We start from the raw sequence: 17,972 nt of genomic DNA on the forward strand, positions 1-17,972 counted from the left end.
GTTGAGGTTTAGTCTTTCACTAATAAGGCTAATACTTCGAAATGATCCGAGTGGGGAAAGAGATCGAACAACTGCACCTTAGTTAACCGATAACCTCGAATATGGCCGAGATCTTTGGCTAAGGTTTTAGGATTGCAGCTGGAATACAAAATCGCCTTAGGGGCAAACTCACTTAAGGAATGGCACAGAGACTCGCCGATCCCACGGCGCGGCGGGTTGACAATAATCAACTCGGGCTTAGTTTGCGCCGCATCGCCCTTGGCAAAGTCAGTGGAATCGAGCGCCATAAACTGCACCTTATCCAGCCCCATCAACTGCGCCGACATCTTAGCGCAGGCAATGGCTTCGGCCTCAATTTCAATCCCTGTCAATGGGATATCCTTAGCTGCACAGTGCAAACCAAAACCGCCCACACCACAAAATAAGTCCCAAAGTGAAGCTGGTGCGAAGTCGGCCACCCACTCACGGGCGGTTTGATACAGCTTTGCCGCGACCTGCGGGTTGGTTTGAAAAAAGCTCTTGGGACGAATAAACAGAGGCACATCGTTAAAGCGCTCTTCGAGGCGAGTATTTTCGGTTAGGAAAATCTCCTCCTCACCTTCCAAGATGGCCATATGAATAGGCTGCAAATTGACTGAGACGACTTTGATCTGTGGATATTCGGCCATCAGCGCTGGCAATTCACGCTCGATACGGGCGATGGCATCCCGCGAGCGCAGCACAAACCGCAGCATGTACTCGCCACGCACTTGGCTGCGCGTCAGTAGGATAAATTTAAGCTCGCCCTTGGCCTTATCGACACGGTAAGGCGGAATGCCCGCCTGCTGCACAAAGCGCTCTAAACGGTGGAGTAAGGCTTGCATATCAGCAGGATACAACAGACAGTCACACAGGCTCACCGCCTCGCCGCTGGGGCTGACAATCCCCAGTACAGGCGCATGGGCTGCGCCCAAGACGACCATTTTCGCCTTGTTACGAAAACCGCTGCTGTCACCCACAACCGGAGGTAAAAACTGCGCTTCGGCGTTATCGACAAAAGGCGCTAACAATTGCTGCAATTCTTGAGTTTTGGCCGCCAGTTGCTGCGCCATAGGGAGTTTAATATGGCGACAGGATTGGCATTGGCCTCGTTCAAAATACCCACATTGTACTAATGTACTCACAGCATCGTACCCACAGCAGTGCCCGTCTATCTTATCTATTGAGATGGCGAGTGAAATTTGGATGACAACTGAAGCATAACAAACACGATTTAGGCTCCAGTCAAAAAGCGCCACACTTTAGCGTTTTTATGCCGAAAAATCACCTTGAAGTGCAGCCTTGGCCGATTATTCGGCCCAGATTAACTTAATCTCAGGCTATCGACATCGGCGATGGGAGTACGTTTTCCGAGTTTTTGTTCAACCCACTCAAGCACTTCGGCCGAGGTGCTCCTAAAGGTCGTGAGTTTTCCGCCGTAGAGACTCAGTAATCTCGGGTGAGAGATCGAGGTTTGCATTAGGGTATCCCTTGGGCGCTCAAAGGCGGAGCTTGCCTGTTTAGGTAACACCCTCACGCCACAAAACGTCTGTACTATCTTAGTTTTGAGTTCTTCAATCGAAGGTGACATAGGAAAGTAGTGCCGATAAATACCTAAAAGGTAATTTATTTCAGACTCAGTCACTTGGGGTGGCATATCTAGAGATGTCAGCTCGGTTTCTGTGGTGCCAATTAGCAGTTGACCATACCAAGGCATCACAAAAATCACCCGCTTATCGAAGCAAGATTCTAAATATAAGATGCCGTCGGGGGCGGGTAAATCCAGCAGTAAATGCGCGCCCTGCACCCAATCAAGTTCGACTCCAGCCAGTGGCGGTGACACCTTTGCCAGCACCTCATTCACCCAAGGACCAGCGGCATTAATCACCAGCTTAGCCTCAATCTGTTGCACTTCGCCGCGATGGCGAAAGCTTAGGTCAATCTGCTCACTCAGATGATTAAGCTGTAAAAACTCCGCCTCGGCATACACATGGGCACCCAATGCCTCGGCACTTCGCGCCACCGCTTGGGTCAGCAATTTATCGTCGGTTTGCGCATCCCAATACTGGAATACCGCCTTTAACCCCGAGAGCTTAAGCCCTTTAAAACGATGCCAATGCACGGCGGGAATAGACACAAAGCGACCGAGCGGATCAAATTCACTAAGAAGCGCATACAGACTCAAGCCCGCCCGAATCGTCCAGGGGTTACGCTGACTGTCTTGATAGACGGGAATATAAAAAGGCACTGGCTTGACTAAGCTGGGCGCGAAGTCGAGCAGATGGCGCCGCTCCTGCAAGGATTTGCGCACTAGGTTCACTTGTCCGCTTTCAAGATATCGCAAACCGCCATGGATCAACTTGCTGGAATTGGCCGAGGTTTGGCCGCCTATCTCGCCTTTTTCGATAAGCAGGGTCGAATACCCCGCCGCTGCCGCGTATTGAGCGATACCGACACCGCTGATCCCACCACCGATAATCGCAATATCGTATGAACTCATACCGACTTTATCCATCCCAGCGCCTTGATGGTGTGTTTATCCATGTTCCACTCCCTTGCTATCACAGATTGGCTTTCACACTATTCGATACTGGCGTGCAATTGCTTTAACGCTTTGTCACACATGGCTTTTAGCGCCTTAAGATCTTCTATCTCTGCACCGATTTTACAGCGCATCAGATGCGGGATCTCACTCGCCTCGAGTTTTAGCGCCTGTCCAGCAGTTGTCAGAGACAATACCCGCACCCTTTCATCTTGGTCGCTGCGTCCACGACTCACCAGTCCTTTCGACTCTAAACGTTTTAACAAGGGCGTCAACGTCCCCGAATCGAGGAACAATTTATCCCCTAGGGTCTTCACGCTGATCCCCTGCTCCTGCCACAACACCAGCATGACTAAATACTGGGGATAGGTTAAATCCAACTTATCGAGCATAGGACGATAGGCGCGCACCATGGCATTTGCGGCGCTGTAAAGAGAGAAGCAAACCTGATTCTCTAAACATAAGGCATTGTCTGCTTGAGTATTTTCCGCCGTATCCGACGTTTTATCTAAGGATGATAACTCTGAGTTAGGCATAGTCGATCCAAAAAACTTAAATATATTGCGCACAATATACTTGCATTCAGGGTAAAAATCGAATTATAGTTTATCACAATTAAATTGCGCGCAACTTAAATTATCTTTGACACTATGAGGAACGAAACATGAAAACATTATATGAAACTCGAGCTACCGCCAGAGCCGGTCGCCAAGGCCAAGTCAGTACCGATGATGGTTTACTCGATGTTGCGCTGGCCTATCCAAAGGCGATGGGCGGAAGTGGATTAGCAACCAACCCAGAGCAACTGTTTGCAGCGGGTTATGCGGCCTGTTTCTCTAATGCGGTTTTACATGTCGCCAAAATCGGCAAAGTGGCCATTACTGAAGCGCCAGTCAGCGCAGTAGTTGGCATTGGCGCCAATGATGCGGGTGGCTTCGCCTTAACCGTCGCCCTAGAGGTTAATCTTGACCTTCCCCAAGCTGAAGCCGAAGCCCTAGTGCGTCATGCCCATCAAGTGTGTCCTTATTCCAATGCCACGCGTAATAATATCGATGTAAAACTGAGTGTTAATGGCGCGGCGTTAAACTAAGCCCATAAGACAACAGTCACTCTCGTCTAAAAAGCACCTCAGGGTGCTTTTTAGTTATCTGCGGCGAATCGTCCTTCCCATAAACCTGCCTTACTTCCCAAAAAACAGCTAATCGCGAGTTAACTAACATTTCTTAATGCTTAATTTAATCAAGGGGATTGAATTCAGTAGAGTAGTAGTCAGAGAACCGTTTTAATACCTATAACCCCACTATTGTGGAGGCGCTATGACTAAATACTTAACCAAATTCGCTCTACTATGCACCCTTGCATTGGCCATGCTGAGCACACCAAGCTGGGCCGAAGATGCCAATAATGCGGACCAAACTTGGCATTATGTGAACGCCCAAGGTGATCTGAAGATCAAGCTCTACTTCTTTTGGTCGAAAACCTGCCCACACTGCGCCGAGGCCCATCCCTTTATCGACTCGCTGCCGCAGAAATACCCTTGGATAGAACTCGAATCCCATATGGTTTCGGCTCCTGGCGTGCAGGACATTTGGCAAGGTATCGCGGCTAAAACCACTACCGAAGCCCGTTCTGTGCCTTATATGGCAAGCTGCGAGAAGGCCATTGTCGGTTATTCCAGCGAGGCGGTGACAGGTGAGTTTTTAGTTAATCGCTTGAAGAACTGTTACTTATCCCTTGGCGGTCAGCTAAGTGAAGCGGATATGCCCACCACAGGAACGCCTGCAGCAGCGCCAACCAATAGTGAGCCCCTATTTGGCACCTGTGGAACCGACTCAGGCGAAGGCACCTGTGATGCCACCAGCCTTGCAAGTGCTGACCAAGCCGAAGTGCAACCCGTTGAGTTACCACTTGTGGGTGTAGTCACTCCCGAAAGCATGTCACTTCCCCTGCTGACTTTAGTGCTGGCGGGCGTCGATGCCTTTAACCCCTGCGCCTTCTTCGTGCTGCTGTTTTTACTGTCGATTATGGTTAACGCTAAGAGTCGCAGCCGTATGCTGTTAGTTGGCGGTATCTTTGTGTTCTTCTCAGGCTTTATTTACTTCCTATTTATGACGGCCTGGCTAAACATCTTCCAGCTGTTAGGTGCTGGCAGTGATGGCGGGATGATCATTCTAGCCGCGGGGATCCTAGCCTTGATCGCAGGCACGATAAACGTGAAGGATTACTTCTTCACAAAGGGCGATGTCACCCTGTCGATGTCGGCAGAAAACCGCACTAGCCTTATCAAACGCATGGGCAAACTGTCGAACTCCAGCAGCCTAGGCGCGCTGATTGTCGGCTCAACCGTGCTGGCCATTTTAGCTAATGCCTACGAGCTACTCTGTACTGCGGGCTTCCCGATGATTTATACCAGCGTGCTATCCATGCATAATCTGCCGGACATTGAGCGCTATATGTATTTGGTTTTATACAATATTGTCTATGTAATCCCTCTCGCGATTATTGTGATTGTGTTTAGCGCTACCTTAGGTAAACGCAAACTGACCGAAAAAGAGGGTCAAGCACTCAAGCTGATGTCCGGTGTGATGATGTTTGGTATGGGTGTCGCGCTAGTGTTAGATCCCACGGCACTGCAGAGTGTTGGGCTGGCACTGGGATTAATTCTTGGTTCATTGGGCTTAACCGCCATCATAGTTCTGAGTCGTAAGTTACTCACGGCAAAAGCGAATAAAGCGGTATAAGCAATAGCAGGGTTTTGGATTGGCAAACTTGGGATAAAGGGCTAAAGTAAAACCTGAGCTTGCCGATACAAAGACTCAGCTTACAATTGAGGTTAGTTATGTCTATTTCACTGAACACCCAAGCTATCACGCCTAACTTAGAAAATGGTGCCGTTGGCGTTAAAGTGGCGCAGTTAGCCAAAGAGCAGCAAAAGGCGGAAGGTCAAATTGCCGTTGATTTAATTAACGCAGCCACACCTCAACCCGTGGGAAATACCGGCCACAATATCAACACTACGGCCTAACCCACCCGCAAAAGATTGATAAAAAGCGCCCCGAACATCGGGGCGCTTTTTTTATTTAAGGAATTTGAATGGAGTTAAGCCATTTGAACGGGCTAACCTGAGGCTCTAGCCGGTTCAGCCCTAAGAAAAGGCGTTACCATTGACATGCATAATGGTGAATGTCCACACCACAAACGCGAGTGGAATATGCACTAAGGCGTAGAAGCATTGATCCAACCGACTCATTCCCTTGGCCAGCCAAATCAAATACAGATGCAGGCCAATCACCACAGGGAACAATATAAATAACGGATACAAGGCAAAAGGGCTGGCATCGGCTAATAGGCTGTGACTCAACAGCGCCCAAGCCACCATCAGCGCCGTGGTTAAAGGTGGCGTGGCAACACGATACTGCTCTGGATACGGGAACATCCTTGGCCTCTTACACTTCTGCAATACTGATACGGTCAGTCGCCCCGCGTTGGGGTGACGTCTAGGGTTTTCGTGCGATCAGCTGCGCCTTGGCACTTTCAGTACCAGCAGCATCGCTTAACCGACCTTCAAAGTAATGCAAAGGTTGCCAGTTAGCAAATACGGATTGCAGTTCGTTCTCTGTGAGTAAAAAATCGGGGTTGCGAGGTCGACCAATTTGCGCCTGTTGCCAAGTAAAGGTCTCATACACAATCAGTCCGCCGGACTTTAGGCTCGCAGCGATTTGCGGGAACAGTGGTCGATGTAAGTAATTAAAGACTAATACAATATCAAAGGACTCTTGGGGTAACTGAGGCGCGCTGCCGTCTTCTAAATTCCACTGCCATTGATGTGCTTTGTCGTGTGTCAGCTTAGCCAAGGCACTCAAATCCTGGTCGATAAAGGTCACTTCACAACCTTGGGAGAGAAACCACAGACCATTTCGGCCCGAACCGCAGGCTAAATCCAATACCTTAAGCCCTGTAAGCTCAGGCCATGAAAACTGGGTAATTAAGCTCGAGGCCGTGCTGAGTGTAGCGTGTGTCATCCCTTTATCTCTTTTTTAGTGTCTATCTGTTTGCGATGCACTATCGAATAGTGTCTCAGCCCCGATGGGCCATGGGATACTATCACAGATAAAAATAACACTAAGATAAACAGTTCAGGCTTGTAGTTGGCAAGCGGCACAAACAGGCAAAGTAGCCCTAATTTCCCAAGAGTTAACACGCCTTTCAGTTGAATTAACCAACGCCAATCTCGAGTAATTTCCCACAACATCAATATGCTGCCGGTCCCCATCGCCAGATACCAATAATTCAACCAGAGGGATTTATCAACGCTCAATAATATTCCACCGCCCGCTCCGGCAATACCCAATATATGTAAGGCTCTTAGGGTTGTTTTACTCAGCCGCTGTACCCAAAAACGTCTTTCAGACATCTGCTGCCTTGCCATAGATTTAACCCCTTAGCACCACTCAAGTAACATTTTTGAAAAAATACATGTTATTTTCTCAAAAAACACTGGTGAGATTTAATTATTTACTGAATACTCACAGGATAAATATTCGAATATTTACACTAAATAATCAAATCAAAAATAAATCATAAAAATTATAAAGTTAAAATAAATCCACCGTACAAGACTTTATTTTTTCACATCAATTCAGCAATGATAATTTAGCCCATCAAAATATGTTAACTCACGCAAGTTATACCGTATTCACTGAGTGATTAACTTCAATTTCGTTAATATTTTCAGCCATGTTGCACATTTCAAATATGTAATTCCTTTTGCAACAATCGTTATGTGACCTAAGTACGCATATACCTCTTTAGATAGTGGTAACTTTGTTCATGGAGAATACTCTAAAAGCGCGTGAGCCACGTAAAATATAAATATCACGCCATGATGAATAACCCTTATTAAGTAGATGAAATGTACGGCGGAGGAACGATTATGTTCACAAGAAAGATTCAAAAAACAGCACTAGCCATGCTGATCTCTGGCGCAATGGCAGGCACAGCCTATGCCGCGCCAGAAGTACTAGCCGATTTTCACGGTGAAATGGGCGGCTGCGATAGCTGCCACGTATCAGACAAAGGTGGCGTGACTAACGACAACCTGACCCATGAAAATGCCCAATGCGTTAGCTGCCACGGCGATTTAAAAGAACTGGCTGCTGCAACGCCAAAAGATAAAGTTTCTCCGCACAAATCTCACTTAATTGGTGAAATCGCTTGTACTAGCTGCCATAAAGGCCACGAAAAATCAGTAACTTATTGTGATGCTTGCCACAGCTTCGGCTTCGATATGCCATTTGGCGGCAAGTGGGAACGTAAGTTTGTGCCTGTTGATGCAGACAAAGCGGCTCAAGATAAAGCCATTGCCGCTGGCGTGAAAGAAACCACAGACGTCGTGGTTATCGGTTCGGGTGGTGCAGGTCTTGCTGCCGCCGTTTCAGCCCGTGATGCTGGCGCGAATGTGATTCTGTTAGAAAAAGAACCTATCCCAGGTGGTAACACTAAACTGGCTGCCGGTGGTATGAACGCTGCAGAAACTAAGCCACAGGCTAAGTTAGGTATCGAAGATAAGAAACAAATCATGATCGACGACACCATGAAAGGTGGTCGTAACATCAACGATCCTGAATTAGTGAAAGTCCTGGCCAACAACTCTTCAGACTCTATCGATTGGTTAACCTCTATGGGTGCCGACATGACTGACGTGGGCCGTATGGGTGGCGCAAGCGTTAACCGTAGTCACCGTCCAACCGGTGGTGCGGGTGTGGGTGCACACGTTGCACAAGTGCTGTGGGACAACGCCGTTAAACGTGGTACTGACATTCGTTTAAACAGCCGTGTTGTCCGCATCCTTGAAGATGCAAGCGGCAAAGTGACCGGCGTTTTAGTGAAAGGTGAATACACTGGCTACTATGTGATCAAGGCCGATGCCGTCGTGATTGCTGCCGGTGGTTTTGCGAAAAACAACGACCGCGTTGCTAAGTACGATCCTAAGTTAAAAGGCTTTAAAGCGACTAACCACCCAGGTGCAACCGGTGACGGCTTAGACGTTGCGCTGCAAGCGGGCGCAGCAACTCGTGACTTAGAATACATCCAAGCTCACCCAACTTACTCACCAGCCGGTGGTGTGATGATCACCGAAGCGGTACGTGGTAACGGTGCTATCGTGGTTAACCGTGACGGTAACCGCTTCATGAACGAAATCACGACTCGTGATAAAGCGTCTGCTGCAATTCTGCAACAGAAAGGCGAAAGCGCTTACCTCGTATTCGATGACTCTATCCGTAAGAGCTTAAAAGCCATCGAAGGCTATGTTCACTTGAACATCGTTAAAGAAGGCAAAACCATCGAAGATTTAGCGAAACAACTCGATGTGCCTGCCGCTGAACTGGCGAAAACCGTCACTTCTTACAACGGTTTTGTGAAATCAGGTAAAGACACACAATTCGAGCGTCCAAACCTGCCACGTGAAATCGCCACTGCGCCTTTCTATGCTTTAGAAATCGCACCAGCGGTTCACCACACTATGGGTGGTATCGTTATCGATACTCAAGCCGAAGTGAAGAGTGAAAAAACCGGCAAACCTATCAGCGGTTTATACGCTGCTGGTGAAGTGACTGGTGGTGTTCACGGTGCTAACCGTTTAGGTGGTAACGCCATCTCTGATATCGTGACCTACGGCCGTATCGCGGGTGCATCTGCCGCGAAATACGCGAAAGATCACTAGTATCAAACGTTTCTAGGTTAAGGGACTAACCTAAGGCTCACATAGCACGACCCATTTGAGCCCAGCTTGAATCTTCAAGCTTATCAGTACAAGCGAGCCGTCAGGGGCTCGCTTTTTTTATGATTTTTTGTGCAATTGATGACAAAGCTCACTCTTTTTACGGGGTAAATTCATCACCAGAGGACAAACGTCGCCGAGTCACATACACTCAGTGCCAGTAACAATGTAACCTTTAGGTGATTGAAATGAGAATTGGATTTTTTAGCGCAAAACACTACGACATGCAGCATTTTAACCGTACAAATGCCGCATTTGGTGCGCAAATTGAGTATTTCGATTATCGCCTCTGCATGCAAACCGTTAAGCTTGCCGAAGGTTTTGAGGTGGTGTGCGCCTTTGTTAACGATTCCCTCTGTGAAGAAGTGTTGGTCGAGCTTGCCAAAGGTGGCACGAAAATCATTGCCATGCGCTGCGCGGGTTTTAACAATGTCGACTTAGTCGCCGCCAAACGCTTAGGCATGCAAGTGGTCAACGTGCCCGCTTATTCCCCCGAATCTGTGGCCGAGCATACTGTCGCCTTAATGCTGACCTTAAACCGTAAAATCCATAAGGCCTACCAACGCACCCGTGATGCGAACTTCTCCCTCGAAGGCTTGGTCGGTTTTAACATGTTTGGCAAAACCGTTGGCGTAATAGGCACAGGTAAGATTGGGGTCGCCACGATTAAAGTATTGCTCGGTTTTGGCTGTAAAGTCATAGCCTTTGACCCTTACCCAAATCCTGCCGTAGAAGCGCTCAATGTGGAATATCAGGATCTGGATACCATTTACGCCAACAGCGATATTATCAGCCTGCATTGCCCATTAACCGCCGATAACCACCATCTGCTGAATAAAGAAAGCTTTGCCAAGATGAAACCCGGCGTCATGGTGATCAACACCAGCCGCGGCGGTTTGCTCAATGCCTTCGATGCAATGGAAGCCTTAAAGCTTGGCCAGATTGGCTCCTTAGGGCTCGATGTGTATGAAAACGAAAAAGAATTGTTTTTCGAGGACAAGTCGAACCAAATCATTCAAGACGATGTGTTCCGTCGCTTATCCGCCTGCCACAACGTGATTTTTACCGGTCACCAAGCCTTCCTCACCGAAGAAGCGCTGGGCGCGATTGCACATACAACCCTGAGCAACGTCAAAGCCCTACTCGCGGGCGAGCGCTCTGGTAACGAACTGTTTTAACTGACAGAACCATACCTGACTGCTAAAGTGAGGCTTCAACATTGAAGCCTCACAGAGGAAACTAAATATGTTAGTGACTCAGCAAACTCAGGATATCAACACGCCCACAGGGCCGATGCGTACTTATGTCTATCGCCCAGATGCCCCAGGGCAATTTCCCTGTATCCTCTTCTATTCTGAGATTTTTCAGCAAACCGCGCCCATCGCCCGCACCGCGACTATCCTCGCTGGCCATGGTTTTGTGGTGTTAGTGCCAGAAGTCTTCCATGAGCTTAATCCGATAGGCACAGTGCTGGCCTACGATGATGTGGGTAAAGATAAAGGCAATGCCGATAAATTTGCCAAGCCCTTAGAGCAGCACGACAGCGACACCCAAGCCCTTATCGATTTTGCCCGCCAGCAAAGTTATTGCACCGGAAAAGTCGGCAGTATGGGCGTGTGTATTGGCGGCCACTTAGCCTACCGCGCCGCTCTTAATCCCGAGATTTTGGGGGCGTTTTGCCTCTATCCGACCGACATTCACTCCAATACCCTGCCCTGCGCCTACGGCAATGACTCACTGAGTCGCAGCGGCGATATTCAAGGGGAATTAGTGTTAGTGTTTGGCAAGCAAGATCCCCATGTATCGCCCGAAGGTCGAGTTTTGATCCACCAACAGTTGATGGCTAAAAACCGCAATTTCAGTTGGTTAGAGGTTAATGCTCAGCATGCTTTTATGCGTGATGAGGGTGAGCGCTACGATCCCGCACTGGCGCTGCAAATGTATCAACAATCCGTGGCGTTTTTTCACCGAGTATTGAGATAGTCAAAACCGAAAGCATCAAGCCAACCCCTTAACCAATATGATTAATGGGTTGGCTTAGCTAAATGCTTAACTTTAAGAGCTTAAGCCTCTTAATCTTTACACCTCAGGACTTACCTGCCCTTGTAAGCGGCTTTGGCTATAGGCCACCAGCTCTTGGTTGCTCACGCGGGCAATAAACGTATCGTCGAGGAAGAAGTCCACATCATCCCCAGATTTACGGCCCGACAATAACTGAGAGCTGCCATCTTCGTAGGCTAACGTCATAGTGACCGTGTGCTCATCGGGATAGGCAATTTGCGCCTGAGTCAGTTTAACGGGCGCCGATTTCAACTCATCACTCACATGAGGATTCACCTTAAAAATCGCGTCCACTGGCATATCAACTACCGCAGGCGATTTATCGGTGATCGGATTCTTACCCGTCCAAAACTCAATAGTGTTAACAATAAACAAATCGCCCGTTGCCGCCAGACCATACACAGGGCTTAACAAAATAAATAAGCCCGCGCGGCCATAACGGTTGTCCACCGCACTTAAGTTGCCCTTAGTCACCATTTGGCTCAGGCCCATTTGTCCCATACAGCCAGTTAACTGAGTGGTTAACAGCGCGCCGATCGTCACAGCTAAGAGTTTAGATTTCATCAGGTTTGCTCCAATTCGCTAAAAACAAAAACACGAATTCTAAGGATTAGACAGGGCTAAACCGTGCGACGGGACACAAACCAAGGTAAACAAAAGGGAGTGGATGTAAGCAAGAACGCTGATTTTGTTATGAAAAACGCATCAAGAAAGTAAAGCTCACGGGAAGATAATAAAACTGAGTATCTCACCCCGCGCCGACAACAGTTTGCTAATAAATGTACTGCTGCGGCGCACGAATGCAAGAAGACCTACTCGAGATCAAAGCGCTTTTTCCCCTCCTGCAGCGCTTGGCGCTCGGCGAGCGGCGCTTGATCCGCCAGCTTTAACACCGCCTTTTGCAGCATTAAATTGTTGGGATAAGTGATGGTATCGCCATTATCCCTAAGGATAAGCACATGAAACAGCGCGATTTCAATAATCACTCCGCTGATATCTTCATCCTTATCCACCACCCGAATACGTTCACCAATCCGATACGGGAACACAAAGAAAATCAGCACACCAGCGGTTAAATTGCTCAGTATCGACCACTGAGCGACTAAGGCGACGCCCATCACCGCAAACGCGGAGGAGACGAAAAGCGACACGTCCTGATAACCCAAGCCGAGGGATACCGCCATCAAAGACAAAGTGATAAAAAACATCACATAGGAAATAAACCGAGTGACAAGGCTGGTACGGGCGGCACTCACCTGCTTCATCAATGAGAGTTTTTTCACCCATTGAGTTAAGGCACGCTGCAAAAAGAGAAACACCGCAAGATAAATACAGGCAAGCAGGATTTGATTTGTCATAATAGCCACTTAAAAAACGAAACCAGCTGAATTCTAACTTTTTTGCACCAGCAGTTATAGAGTCCCAAATCAGCCCAACGCAAATAGAGTAATAAGTACTATGGCCGACGCAACTTTACTACATGAAACCCAAGATGCCCTAGGGCCGATCCGCGTGCTCGACTATGGTGATACCCGCGTGCTGTCCTTTGGCGACAACGATGAGCAGAGCAAAATTCTTAAAACCGCCCCGCATATTCCGCAGCATACTTATGTGCAAGGCATGCTACTGGTGTTGTTGTTTTGCCAACCCAAAAGTGCCATCGTACTCGGCCTTGGTGGCGGTGCCCTCATTCATGCCCTGCGCCGCTTCGATGCCGCAATCAAACTTACTGCGGTTGAACTTCGCCCGGCGGTGATTGAACTTGCCAAGCGTTATTTTCAATTACCGATTGGCAAAAAGCTTAATCTCATCAACGAAGATGCCGTCGCCTTTATGGCATCGGCCGAGCATAAAAAGGTCGATGTGATTTTCGCCGATATCTACAGCGCCAAAGGGGTCGACACAGGGCAGCTCTCGCCCACTTTTCTTCAGCAGTGCACACAGCTAATTAAACCCAATGGTTATTTAGTGTTGAATTGCTGGAAGGAACACAGCCAAAATCGTGAGTTACTCGCCGATCTGCAGCACCATTTTGCCCACGTGCATGCCTGCCTCACCAGCGGTGGCAACTGGGTGATTTTTGCCAGCCAAACACCACAATCTTTGGGCGCGTCGGCGCTGAAAAGTCAGGCGCAAACCCTGTCACAACAACTGGATTTTGCCCTTGAACGTTCACTGACTCGTTTTGGCCCTTGGATTTAAGATTAATCTCAGTCAAATGACTTAAATTAGTTAACCCTAAGACTCAGCTTTGCTATGCTTCACACTCTCTATTGATATGAGCTGTCACCATGAAAAATAAGAATAAATTTTTGTTAAGCGTTATGGCGCTGGCGTGCCTTAACTCTCTCAATGCTAACGCCGAAACCTTTAGTTTTGACACTCGTAACTCACTCAATTCCGACACATTAGTGCTGTTCCAAAGCGCTGATTCGACAACCTATAGTCTCGATTTTTTACCCCAATCGACCCAAGACCAACTTAACCTTGCGGTCGCCGACAACAGTTTTGCGGGTAAACGCGGTGAAATCCTCGAAATCCTAGTCCCGAGCGAAATCGACGCTAAGCGAGTATTACTGGTTGGGATTGGCGATGCAAAAACCTTAACACCCGGTGAAATTAATACCTTAGGTGGCAATATAGCCGCCAAGCTTGAAACCGTGCCTCAAGCCACTGTGCGCGTACTGACTCAAGGCTTAAGTAACGCGCCGCTGTTTGGCTCAGAACTGGCCCACGGCATTGAACTGCGCAGCTACCGCTATACTCAATTTAAAGCCAGCAATCGCGCCGAGAAGAACTATCAAATCGGGGTTGATGACTTAAGCCAAAACCAAAAACACCATAAGAATCTACAAGCTATCGAAGCGGGTGTGTTTTTAGCGCGAGATCTCACCAATGCCCCGGCTGGGATCATGTATCCCGAAAGCTTTGCCAACGAGGCGCGTAAACTTAAGTCCCTTGGCGTAAAAGTCACTGTACTTGAGGCCAAAGATATTGAACGTTTAAACCTCGGCGCCTTAGCCGCTGTGGGTAAAGGCAGCGAGCGTCCACCTAAGTTGGTCGTCGCCCACTGGCCCGGCAGCAAAGAAGCGCCGATTGCTCTGGTGGGTAAAGGCATTACCTTCGACTCTGGCGGCTACAATATCAAGGCCACGGGTACCTCTATCGCGCGGATGAAGTCCGATATGGCGGGCGCGGCGACCGTGCTCGGCACAGTCAAAGCCATGGCCATTCAAAAGGCGCCGGTAAACCTAGTCGCGATTATGCCGATGGCGGAAAACATGGTGTCGGGACATGCGATGATCCCAGGCGATGTGATTAAAACCGCTCAAGGTCTCACGGTTGAAGTGCTCAACACCGATGCCGAAGGCCGTTTAGTATTAGCCGATGGCCTCTGGTATGCCCGTGAGAATTATCGCCCTTCGATTATCGTCGATGTGGCGACTCTCACAGGCTCGAAAGTGGGCGCGCTGGGTAGCGTTTATGCGGGATTGTTTACCGATTCTGAGCCGCTGGTGCAGCAACTCACCTTTGCGGGTCAACAGGTGGGTGAAAAAGTCTGGCGCTTGCCGTTAGATCAAGCCTACGATGATGAGCTGAAATCCACTATCGCCGATTTAAAGAATACTGGTAAAGAAGGCAGCGCGGGGGCATCGTCTGCCGCCATGTTCCTCAAACGCTTTGCGGGTGAGCAACCTTGGGCTCACCTCGATATCGCTGGCAACGCCTTAACCGCCACCGATACCGCCGTCGTGCCAGCTGGCGCCACGGGTTATGGCGTGCGCCTGCTCAGCACTTGGTTAACTCAGCCTAAGGCACAAAACTAACGCTATATTGTGAGTTAACTAGATCCAAACCCGCTCAAGCCGAGTCTATGGCTGGTTTGAGAAGCTAGATTAAGGGATATCGTCGATATCCCTTTTTTATTGCCCTGCACTTGTGCCACTTCATTAAAGTAAACAATCAATTAGCCGCTATGGCGCGCCAGTGCTGAAAAATCGATTAATCCCCCATCTCAAACCCGCCAGATTCGATAAAATCGATTAGGATGATAGTTTTTATGCGTTATATTTATAATTCTAGGCTGGGTAATATGCTTCACATCAACGGGACACAAGTTAAGTGCCTCGTACTTAATTCACCATAATCAACTAAATGGAAGCATAAAATGACTCAGTCAATTATCAACAGCACAATCAAACCATTCAAAGCCACTGCTTACCACAATGGTGAGTTCGTTCCTGTAACTGAACAAGATCTGTTAGGTAAATGGTCAGTTGTATTCTTCTATCCAGCAGACTTCACTTTCGTTTGCCCAACTGAATTAGGCGACATGGCGGATCACTACGCTAAGTTACAATCTATGGGCGTTGAAGTTTACTCAGTATCGACTGACACTCACTTCACTCACAAGGCATGGCACGATACTTCTGACACCATCAAGAAGATCAACTTCCCAATGCTGGCTGACCCAACTGGCGTGATCAGCCGTAACTTCGGCGTGATGATCGAAGAAGAAGGTTTAGCACTGCGTGGTACTTTCGTTATCAACCCAGAAGGCCAAGTGAAAGTTGCTGAAATCCATGACTTAGGTATCGGCCGTAGCGCTCAAGAGCTGGTTCGTAAGATCCAAGCGGCTCAATACGTTGCCACTCACGATGGCGAAGTTTGCCCAGCTAAATGGCAACCAGGTGACGAAACCTTAGCACCATCTTTAGACCTAGTAGGCAAAATCTAATCTAGCCTAACAAGAGTCAACCCCGCCAACCTAGCATCTCAAGCTAGTTGGTACCGCAGTAAGGTGGCAATTGCACGAATCCCCATGAGCTTAGTCTCTAAGTGATTGGGGTAAGTGATGCAGCCAACGCCACTGCGGTGCCAAATAGGAAGAGATAACCGCCCCCTGCAAGGTTCTAGGTTGGCACCCTCGCGTTTTTCTCTCTTTTCAATTTTTTATAATGATTTTGGAGTCATCATGTTAGATGCGAATTTGAAAAATCAACTGCAAACCTATCTGCAAAACCTCAAGAGACCAGTTGAACTTGTCGTGTCAGCAGATGAAAGCAGAAAGTCTCAAGAATTAACAAGCTTAGCCAATGACATCGTTAGCCTTTCAACATTAGTGAGCCTCAAAGAAGCTCAAGGCCTCCGCACGCCAGCGATGACAGTGGTTAACCCAGAACTCAATACTCAGATTAGCTTTGCTGGTCTGCCTATGGGTCACGAATTTACCTCACTCGTGTTAGCCCTGCTGCACACGGGTGGGCACCCCATCAAACTCAGCGACGAAATTATTGAGCAGATCCGTAATCTGCCTGGCAAATATGAGTTTGAAACCTATGTGTCTCTCACCTGCCAAAACTGCCCTGATGTGATTCAGGCGCTGAATATGATGGCGGCGATTAACCCGAACATCACCAACGTGATGATCGACGGCGCCCTGTTCCAGGATGAAGTTGCCAGCCGCAATATCATGGCCGTACCGTCTGTGTACTTGAACGGTGAAGTCTTTGCCGCGGGTCGTATCAGCATTGGTGAGATCTTAAATAAACTCGATACTGGCGCGGCCAGCCGCAAAGCGGAAGAACTCAGCCAAAAAGCCCCATACGAAGTCTTAGTCGTCGGTGGTGGCCCGGCTGGCGCAGCAGCTGCTATTTACGCTGCCCGTAAAGGTCTGCGTACCGGTGTGGTGGCCGATAAATTCGGTGGTCAAGTCGCCGAAACCGTCGGGATCGAAAACTTTATTTCGGTTAAAGCGACTGAAGGTCCAAAACTGGTGGCTAACCTTGAAGCCCATGTGCGTGACTATGAAGTCGATATCATGGATAACCAAAAAGCCGTTAAACTGGCGAGCGATGGTTTATTCGAACTCGAACTGGCAAGCGGCGCTAAACTGCGCAGCCGTACCATACTACTGGCAACCGGTGCCCGCTGGCGCGAAATGAATGTCCCCGGCGAGAAAGAATACCGCGGTAAAGGCGTAGCCTACTGCCCACACTGTGACGGCCCATTATTTAAAGGCAAACGTGTTGCAGTGATCGGTGGCGGTAACTCAGGTATCGAAGCGGCAATCGACTTAGCCAACATCGTTGAGCATGTCACAGTACTCGAGTTCGACAGCAAACTGCGCGCCGATGATGTGCTGCAACGTAAAGCGGCCTCTATGGGTAACATCAAAATCATTACTCAGGCGATGACCACTGAAGTAACAGGTGACGGTACCCGTGTAGACGGCCTGAACTACACCGACCGTGCAACGGGTGAAAGCCATCATATCGCGCTGGCGGGTATCTTCGTACAAATCGGTTTAGTGCCCAATGCCGAATGGTTAAAAGGCACTGTGGATTTGACTCCTCGCGGCGAAATCATCGTCGATGAACGCGGCCAAACCTCAGTACCGGGCGTATTTGCCGCAGGTGACGTGACTAACTCACCTTACAAGCAAATCATCATCGCCATGGGCAGCGGTGCCAATGCCTCACTGGGTGCATTTGATTACTTAATTCGCCATAGCGATGACAGTACCGAGACTACAGCGACTAAAGCGGCTTAATCGTTAACCGATTAATC

Annotated in this window: 18 protein-coding genes; 10 read left to right on the forward strand and 8 right to left on the reverse strand. The window is 48.6% G+C overall.

Annotated features, from left to right (window positions below):
• Nucleotides 1-8: 8 nt before the first annotated feature.
• From rlmC to ohrR, 3 genes are all read right to left on the reverse strand, one after another.
• Nucleotides 9-1,163 (reverse strand): 23S rRNA (uracil(747)-C(5))-methyltransferase RlmC, encoded by a 1,155-nt coding sequence (rlmC, locus tag CBX96_RS09370; protein ID WP_011627086.1) that lies wholly within the window; start codon nucleotides 1,161-1,163, stop codon nucleotides 9-11.
• A gap of 179 nt (nucleotides 1,164-1,342) precedes the next feature.
• Entirely contained in the window at nucleotides 1,343-2,518 is a 1,176-nt protein-coding gene (locus CBX96_RS09375) for a glycerol-3-phosphate dehydrogenase/oxidase (RefSeq protein ID WP_109286554.1), read from the reverse strand.
• Nucleotides 2,519-2,598: 80 nt separating this feature from the next.
• Nucleotides 2,599-3,096, reverse strand: a complete 498-nt coding sequence (ohrR, locus tag CBX96_RS09380; protein ID WP_089067084.1) for a hydroperoxide resistance transcriptional regulator OhrR — start codon at nucleotides 3,094-3,096, stop codon at nucleotides 2,599-2,601.
• A 128-nt stretch (nucleotides 3,097-3,224) separates the two neighbouring features.
• On the opposite strand from ohrR, the gene CBX96_RS09385 reads away from it, so the two are divergent.
• From CBX96_RS09385 to CBX96_RS09395, 3 genes are all read left to right on the forward strand, one after another.
• Nucleotides 3,225-3,650, forward strand: a complete 426-nt coding sequence (locus CBX96_RS09385; protein WP_011627089.1) for an organic hydroperoxide resistance protein — start codon at nucleotides 3,225-3,227, stop codon at nucleotides 3,648-3,650.
• A gap of 226 nt (nucleotides 3,651-3,876) precedes the next feature.
• The gene (locus CBX96_RS09390; RefSeq protein WP_109286500.1) at nucleotides 3,877-5,301 is read left to right on the forward strand and encodes a cytochrome C biosynthesis protein; all 1,425 of its coding nucleotides are present in this window, start codon (nucleotides 3,877-3,879) and stop codon (nucleotides 5,299-5,301) included.
• A 98-nt stretch (nucleotides 5,302-5,399) separates the two neighbouring features.
• The gene (locus CBX96_RS09395) at nucleotides 5,400-5,585 is read left to right on the forward strand and encodes a hypothetical protein (protein WP_011621607.1); all 186 of its coding nucleotides are present in this window, start codon (nucleotides 5,400-5,402) and stop codon (nucleotides 5,583-5,585) included.
• A gap of 120 nt (nucleotides 5,586-5,705) precedes the next feature.
• Here CBX96_RS09395 and CBX96_RS09400 read toward each other — a convergent pair whose 3' ends face one another.
• The 3 genes from CBX96_RS09400 to CBX96_RS09410 all read right to left on the reverse strand — a co-directional run bounded on the left by CBX96_RS09400 (nucleotide 5,706) and on the right by CBX96_RS09410 (nucleotide 6,989).
• Nucleotides 5,706-5,996: a hypothetical protein gene (locus CBX96_RS09400; RefSeq protein WP_109286501.1), complete on the reverse strand. Its 291-nt coding sequence runs from the start codon at nucleotides 5,994-5,996 to the stop codon at nucleotides 5,706-5,708.
• A gap of 61 nt (nucleotides 5,997-6,057) precedes the next feature.
• Complete coding sequence (locus tag CBX96_RS09405) at nucleotides 6,058-6,582, reverse strand: bifunctional 2-polyprenyl-6-hydroxyphenol methylase/3-demethylubiquinol 3-O-methyltransferase UbiG (protein ID WP_109286502.1); 525 nt, start codon at nucleotides 6,580-6,582, stop codon at nucleotides 6,058-6,060.
• Nucleotides 6,579-6,989 carry a hypothetical protein gene (locus CBX96_RS09410; protein WP_109286503.1) on the reverse strand — a complete coding sequence of 137 codons (411 nt, stop codon included), beginning with the start codon at nucleotides 6,987-6,989 and terminating at the stop codon, nucleotides 6,579-6,581. The genes CBX96_RS09405 and CBX96_RS09410 overlap by 4 nt, the downstream gene beginning before the upstream one ends.
• A gap of 504 nt (nucleotides 6,990-7,493) precedes the next feature.
• Between CBX96_RS09410 and fccA the strand changes: the two genes are divergently transcribed.
• From fccA to CBX96_RS09425, 3 genes are all read left to right on the forward strand, one after another.
• Nucleotides 7,494-9,284 carry a fumarate reductase flavoprotein subunit FccA gene (gene fccA, locus CBX96_RS09415; RefSeq protein ID WP_086902662.1) on the forward strand — a complete coding sequence of 597 codons (1,791 nt, stop codon included), beginning with the start codon at nucleotides 7,494-7,496 and terminating at the stop codon, nucleotides 9,282-9,284.
• Nucleotides 9,285-9,529: 245 nt separating this feature from the next.
• A complete protein-coding gene (ldhA, locus tag CBX96_RS09420; protein ID WP_011621602.1) occupies nucleotides 9,530-10,519 on the forward strand; it encodes a lactate dehydrogenase LdhA in 990 nt (329 codons plus the stop codon).
• A 67-nt stretch (nucleotides 10,520-10,586) separates the two neighbouring features.
• Nucleotides 10,587-11,324 carry a dienelactone hydrolase family protein gene (locus tag CBX96_RS09425; protein ID WP_011621601.1) on the forward strand — a complete coding sequence of 246 codons (738 nt, stop codon included), beginning with the start codon at nucleotides 10,587-10,589 and terminating at the stop codon, nucleotides 11,322-11,324.
• Between the two features lie 96 nt (nucleotides 11,325-11,420).
• Here the strand turns inward: CBX96_RS09425 and CBX96_RS09430 are convergent, their stop codons facing one another.
• On the reverse strand, nucleotides 11,421-11,966 hold the full coding sequence (locus CBX96_RS09430) for a DUF3332 domain-containing protein (RefSeq protein WP_011621600.1): 546 nt from the start codon (nucleotides 11,964-11,966) through the stop codon (nucleotides 11,421-11,423).
• A gap of 248 nt (nucleotides 11,967-12,214) precedes the next feature.
• A complete protein-coding gene (locus tag CBX96_RS09435; RefSeq protein ID WP_011621599.1) occupies nucleotides 12,215-12,760 on the reverse strand; it encodes a mechanosensitive ion channel family protein in 546 nt (181 codons plus the stop codon).
• A gap of 100 nt (nucleotides 12,761-12,860) precedes the next feature.
• Here CBX96_RS09435 and CBX96_RS09440 point away from each other — a divergent pair, with 100 nt between their 5' ends.
• The 4 genes from CBX96_RS09440 to ahpF all read left to right on the forward strand — a co-directional run bounded on the left by CBX96_RS09440 (nucleotide 12,861) and on the right by ahpF (nucleotide 17,955).
• Nucleotides 12,861-13,604 (forward strand): spermidine synthase, encoded by a 744-nt coding sequence (locus CBX96_RS09440; RefSeq protein WP_011621598.1) that lies wholly within the window; start codon nucleotides 12,861-12,863, stop codon nucleotides 13,602-13,604.
• A gap of 89 nt (nucleotides 13,605-13,693) precedes the next feature.
• The gene (locus tag CBX96_RS09445) at nucleotides 13,694-15,229 is read left to right on the forward strand and encodes a leucyl aminopeptidase (RefSeq protein ID WP_011621597.1); all 1,536 of its coding nucleotides are present in this window, start codon (nucleotides 13,694-13,696) and stop codon (nucleotides 15,227-15,229) included.
• Between the two features lie 341 nt (nucleotides 15,230-15,570).
• The gene (gene ahpC / locus CBX96_RS09450; protein WP_011621596.1) at nucleotides 15,571-16,140 is read left to right on the forward strand and encodes an alkyl hydroperoxide reductase subunit C; all 570 of its coding nucleotides are present in this window, start codon (nucleotides 15,571-15,573) and stop codon (nucleotides 16,138-16,140) included.
• A gap of 237 nt (nucleotides 16,141-16,377) precedes the next feature.
• Nucleotides 16,378-17,955 (forward strand): alkyl hydroperoxide reductase subunit F, encoded by a 1,578-nt coding sequence (gene ahpF, locus CBX96_RS09455; RefSeq protein WP_109286504.1) that lies wholly within the window; start codon nucleotides 16,378-16,380, stop codon nucleotides 17,953-17,955.
• Nucleotides 17,956-17,972 lie beyond the last annotated feature (17 nt).

Origin of the sequence: Shewanella sp. BC20 (assembly GCF_003129585.1) — a bacterium.
Taxonomy (GTDB): Bacteria; Pseudomonadota; Gammaproteobacteria; order Enterobacterales; family Shewanellaceae; genus Shewanella; species Shewanella seohaensis.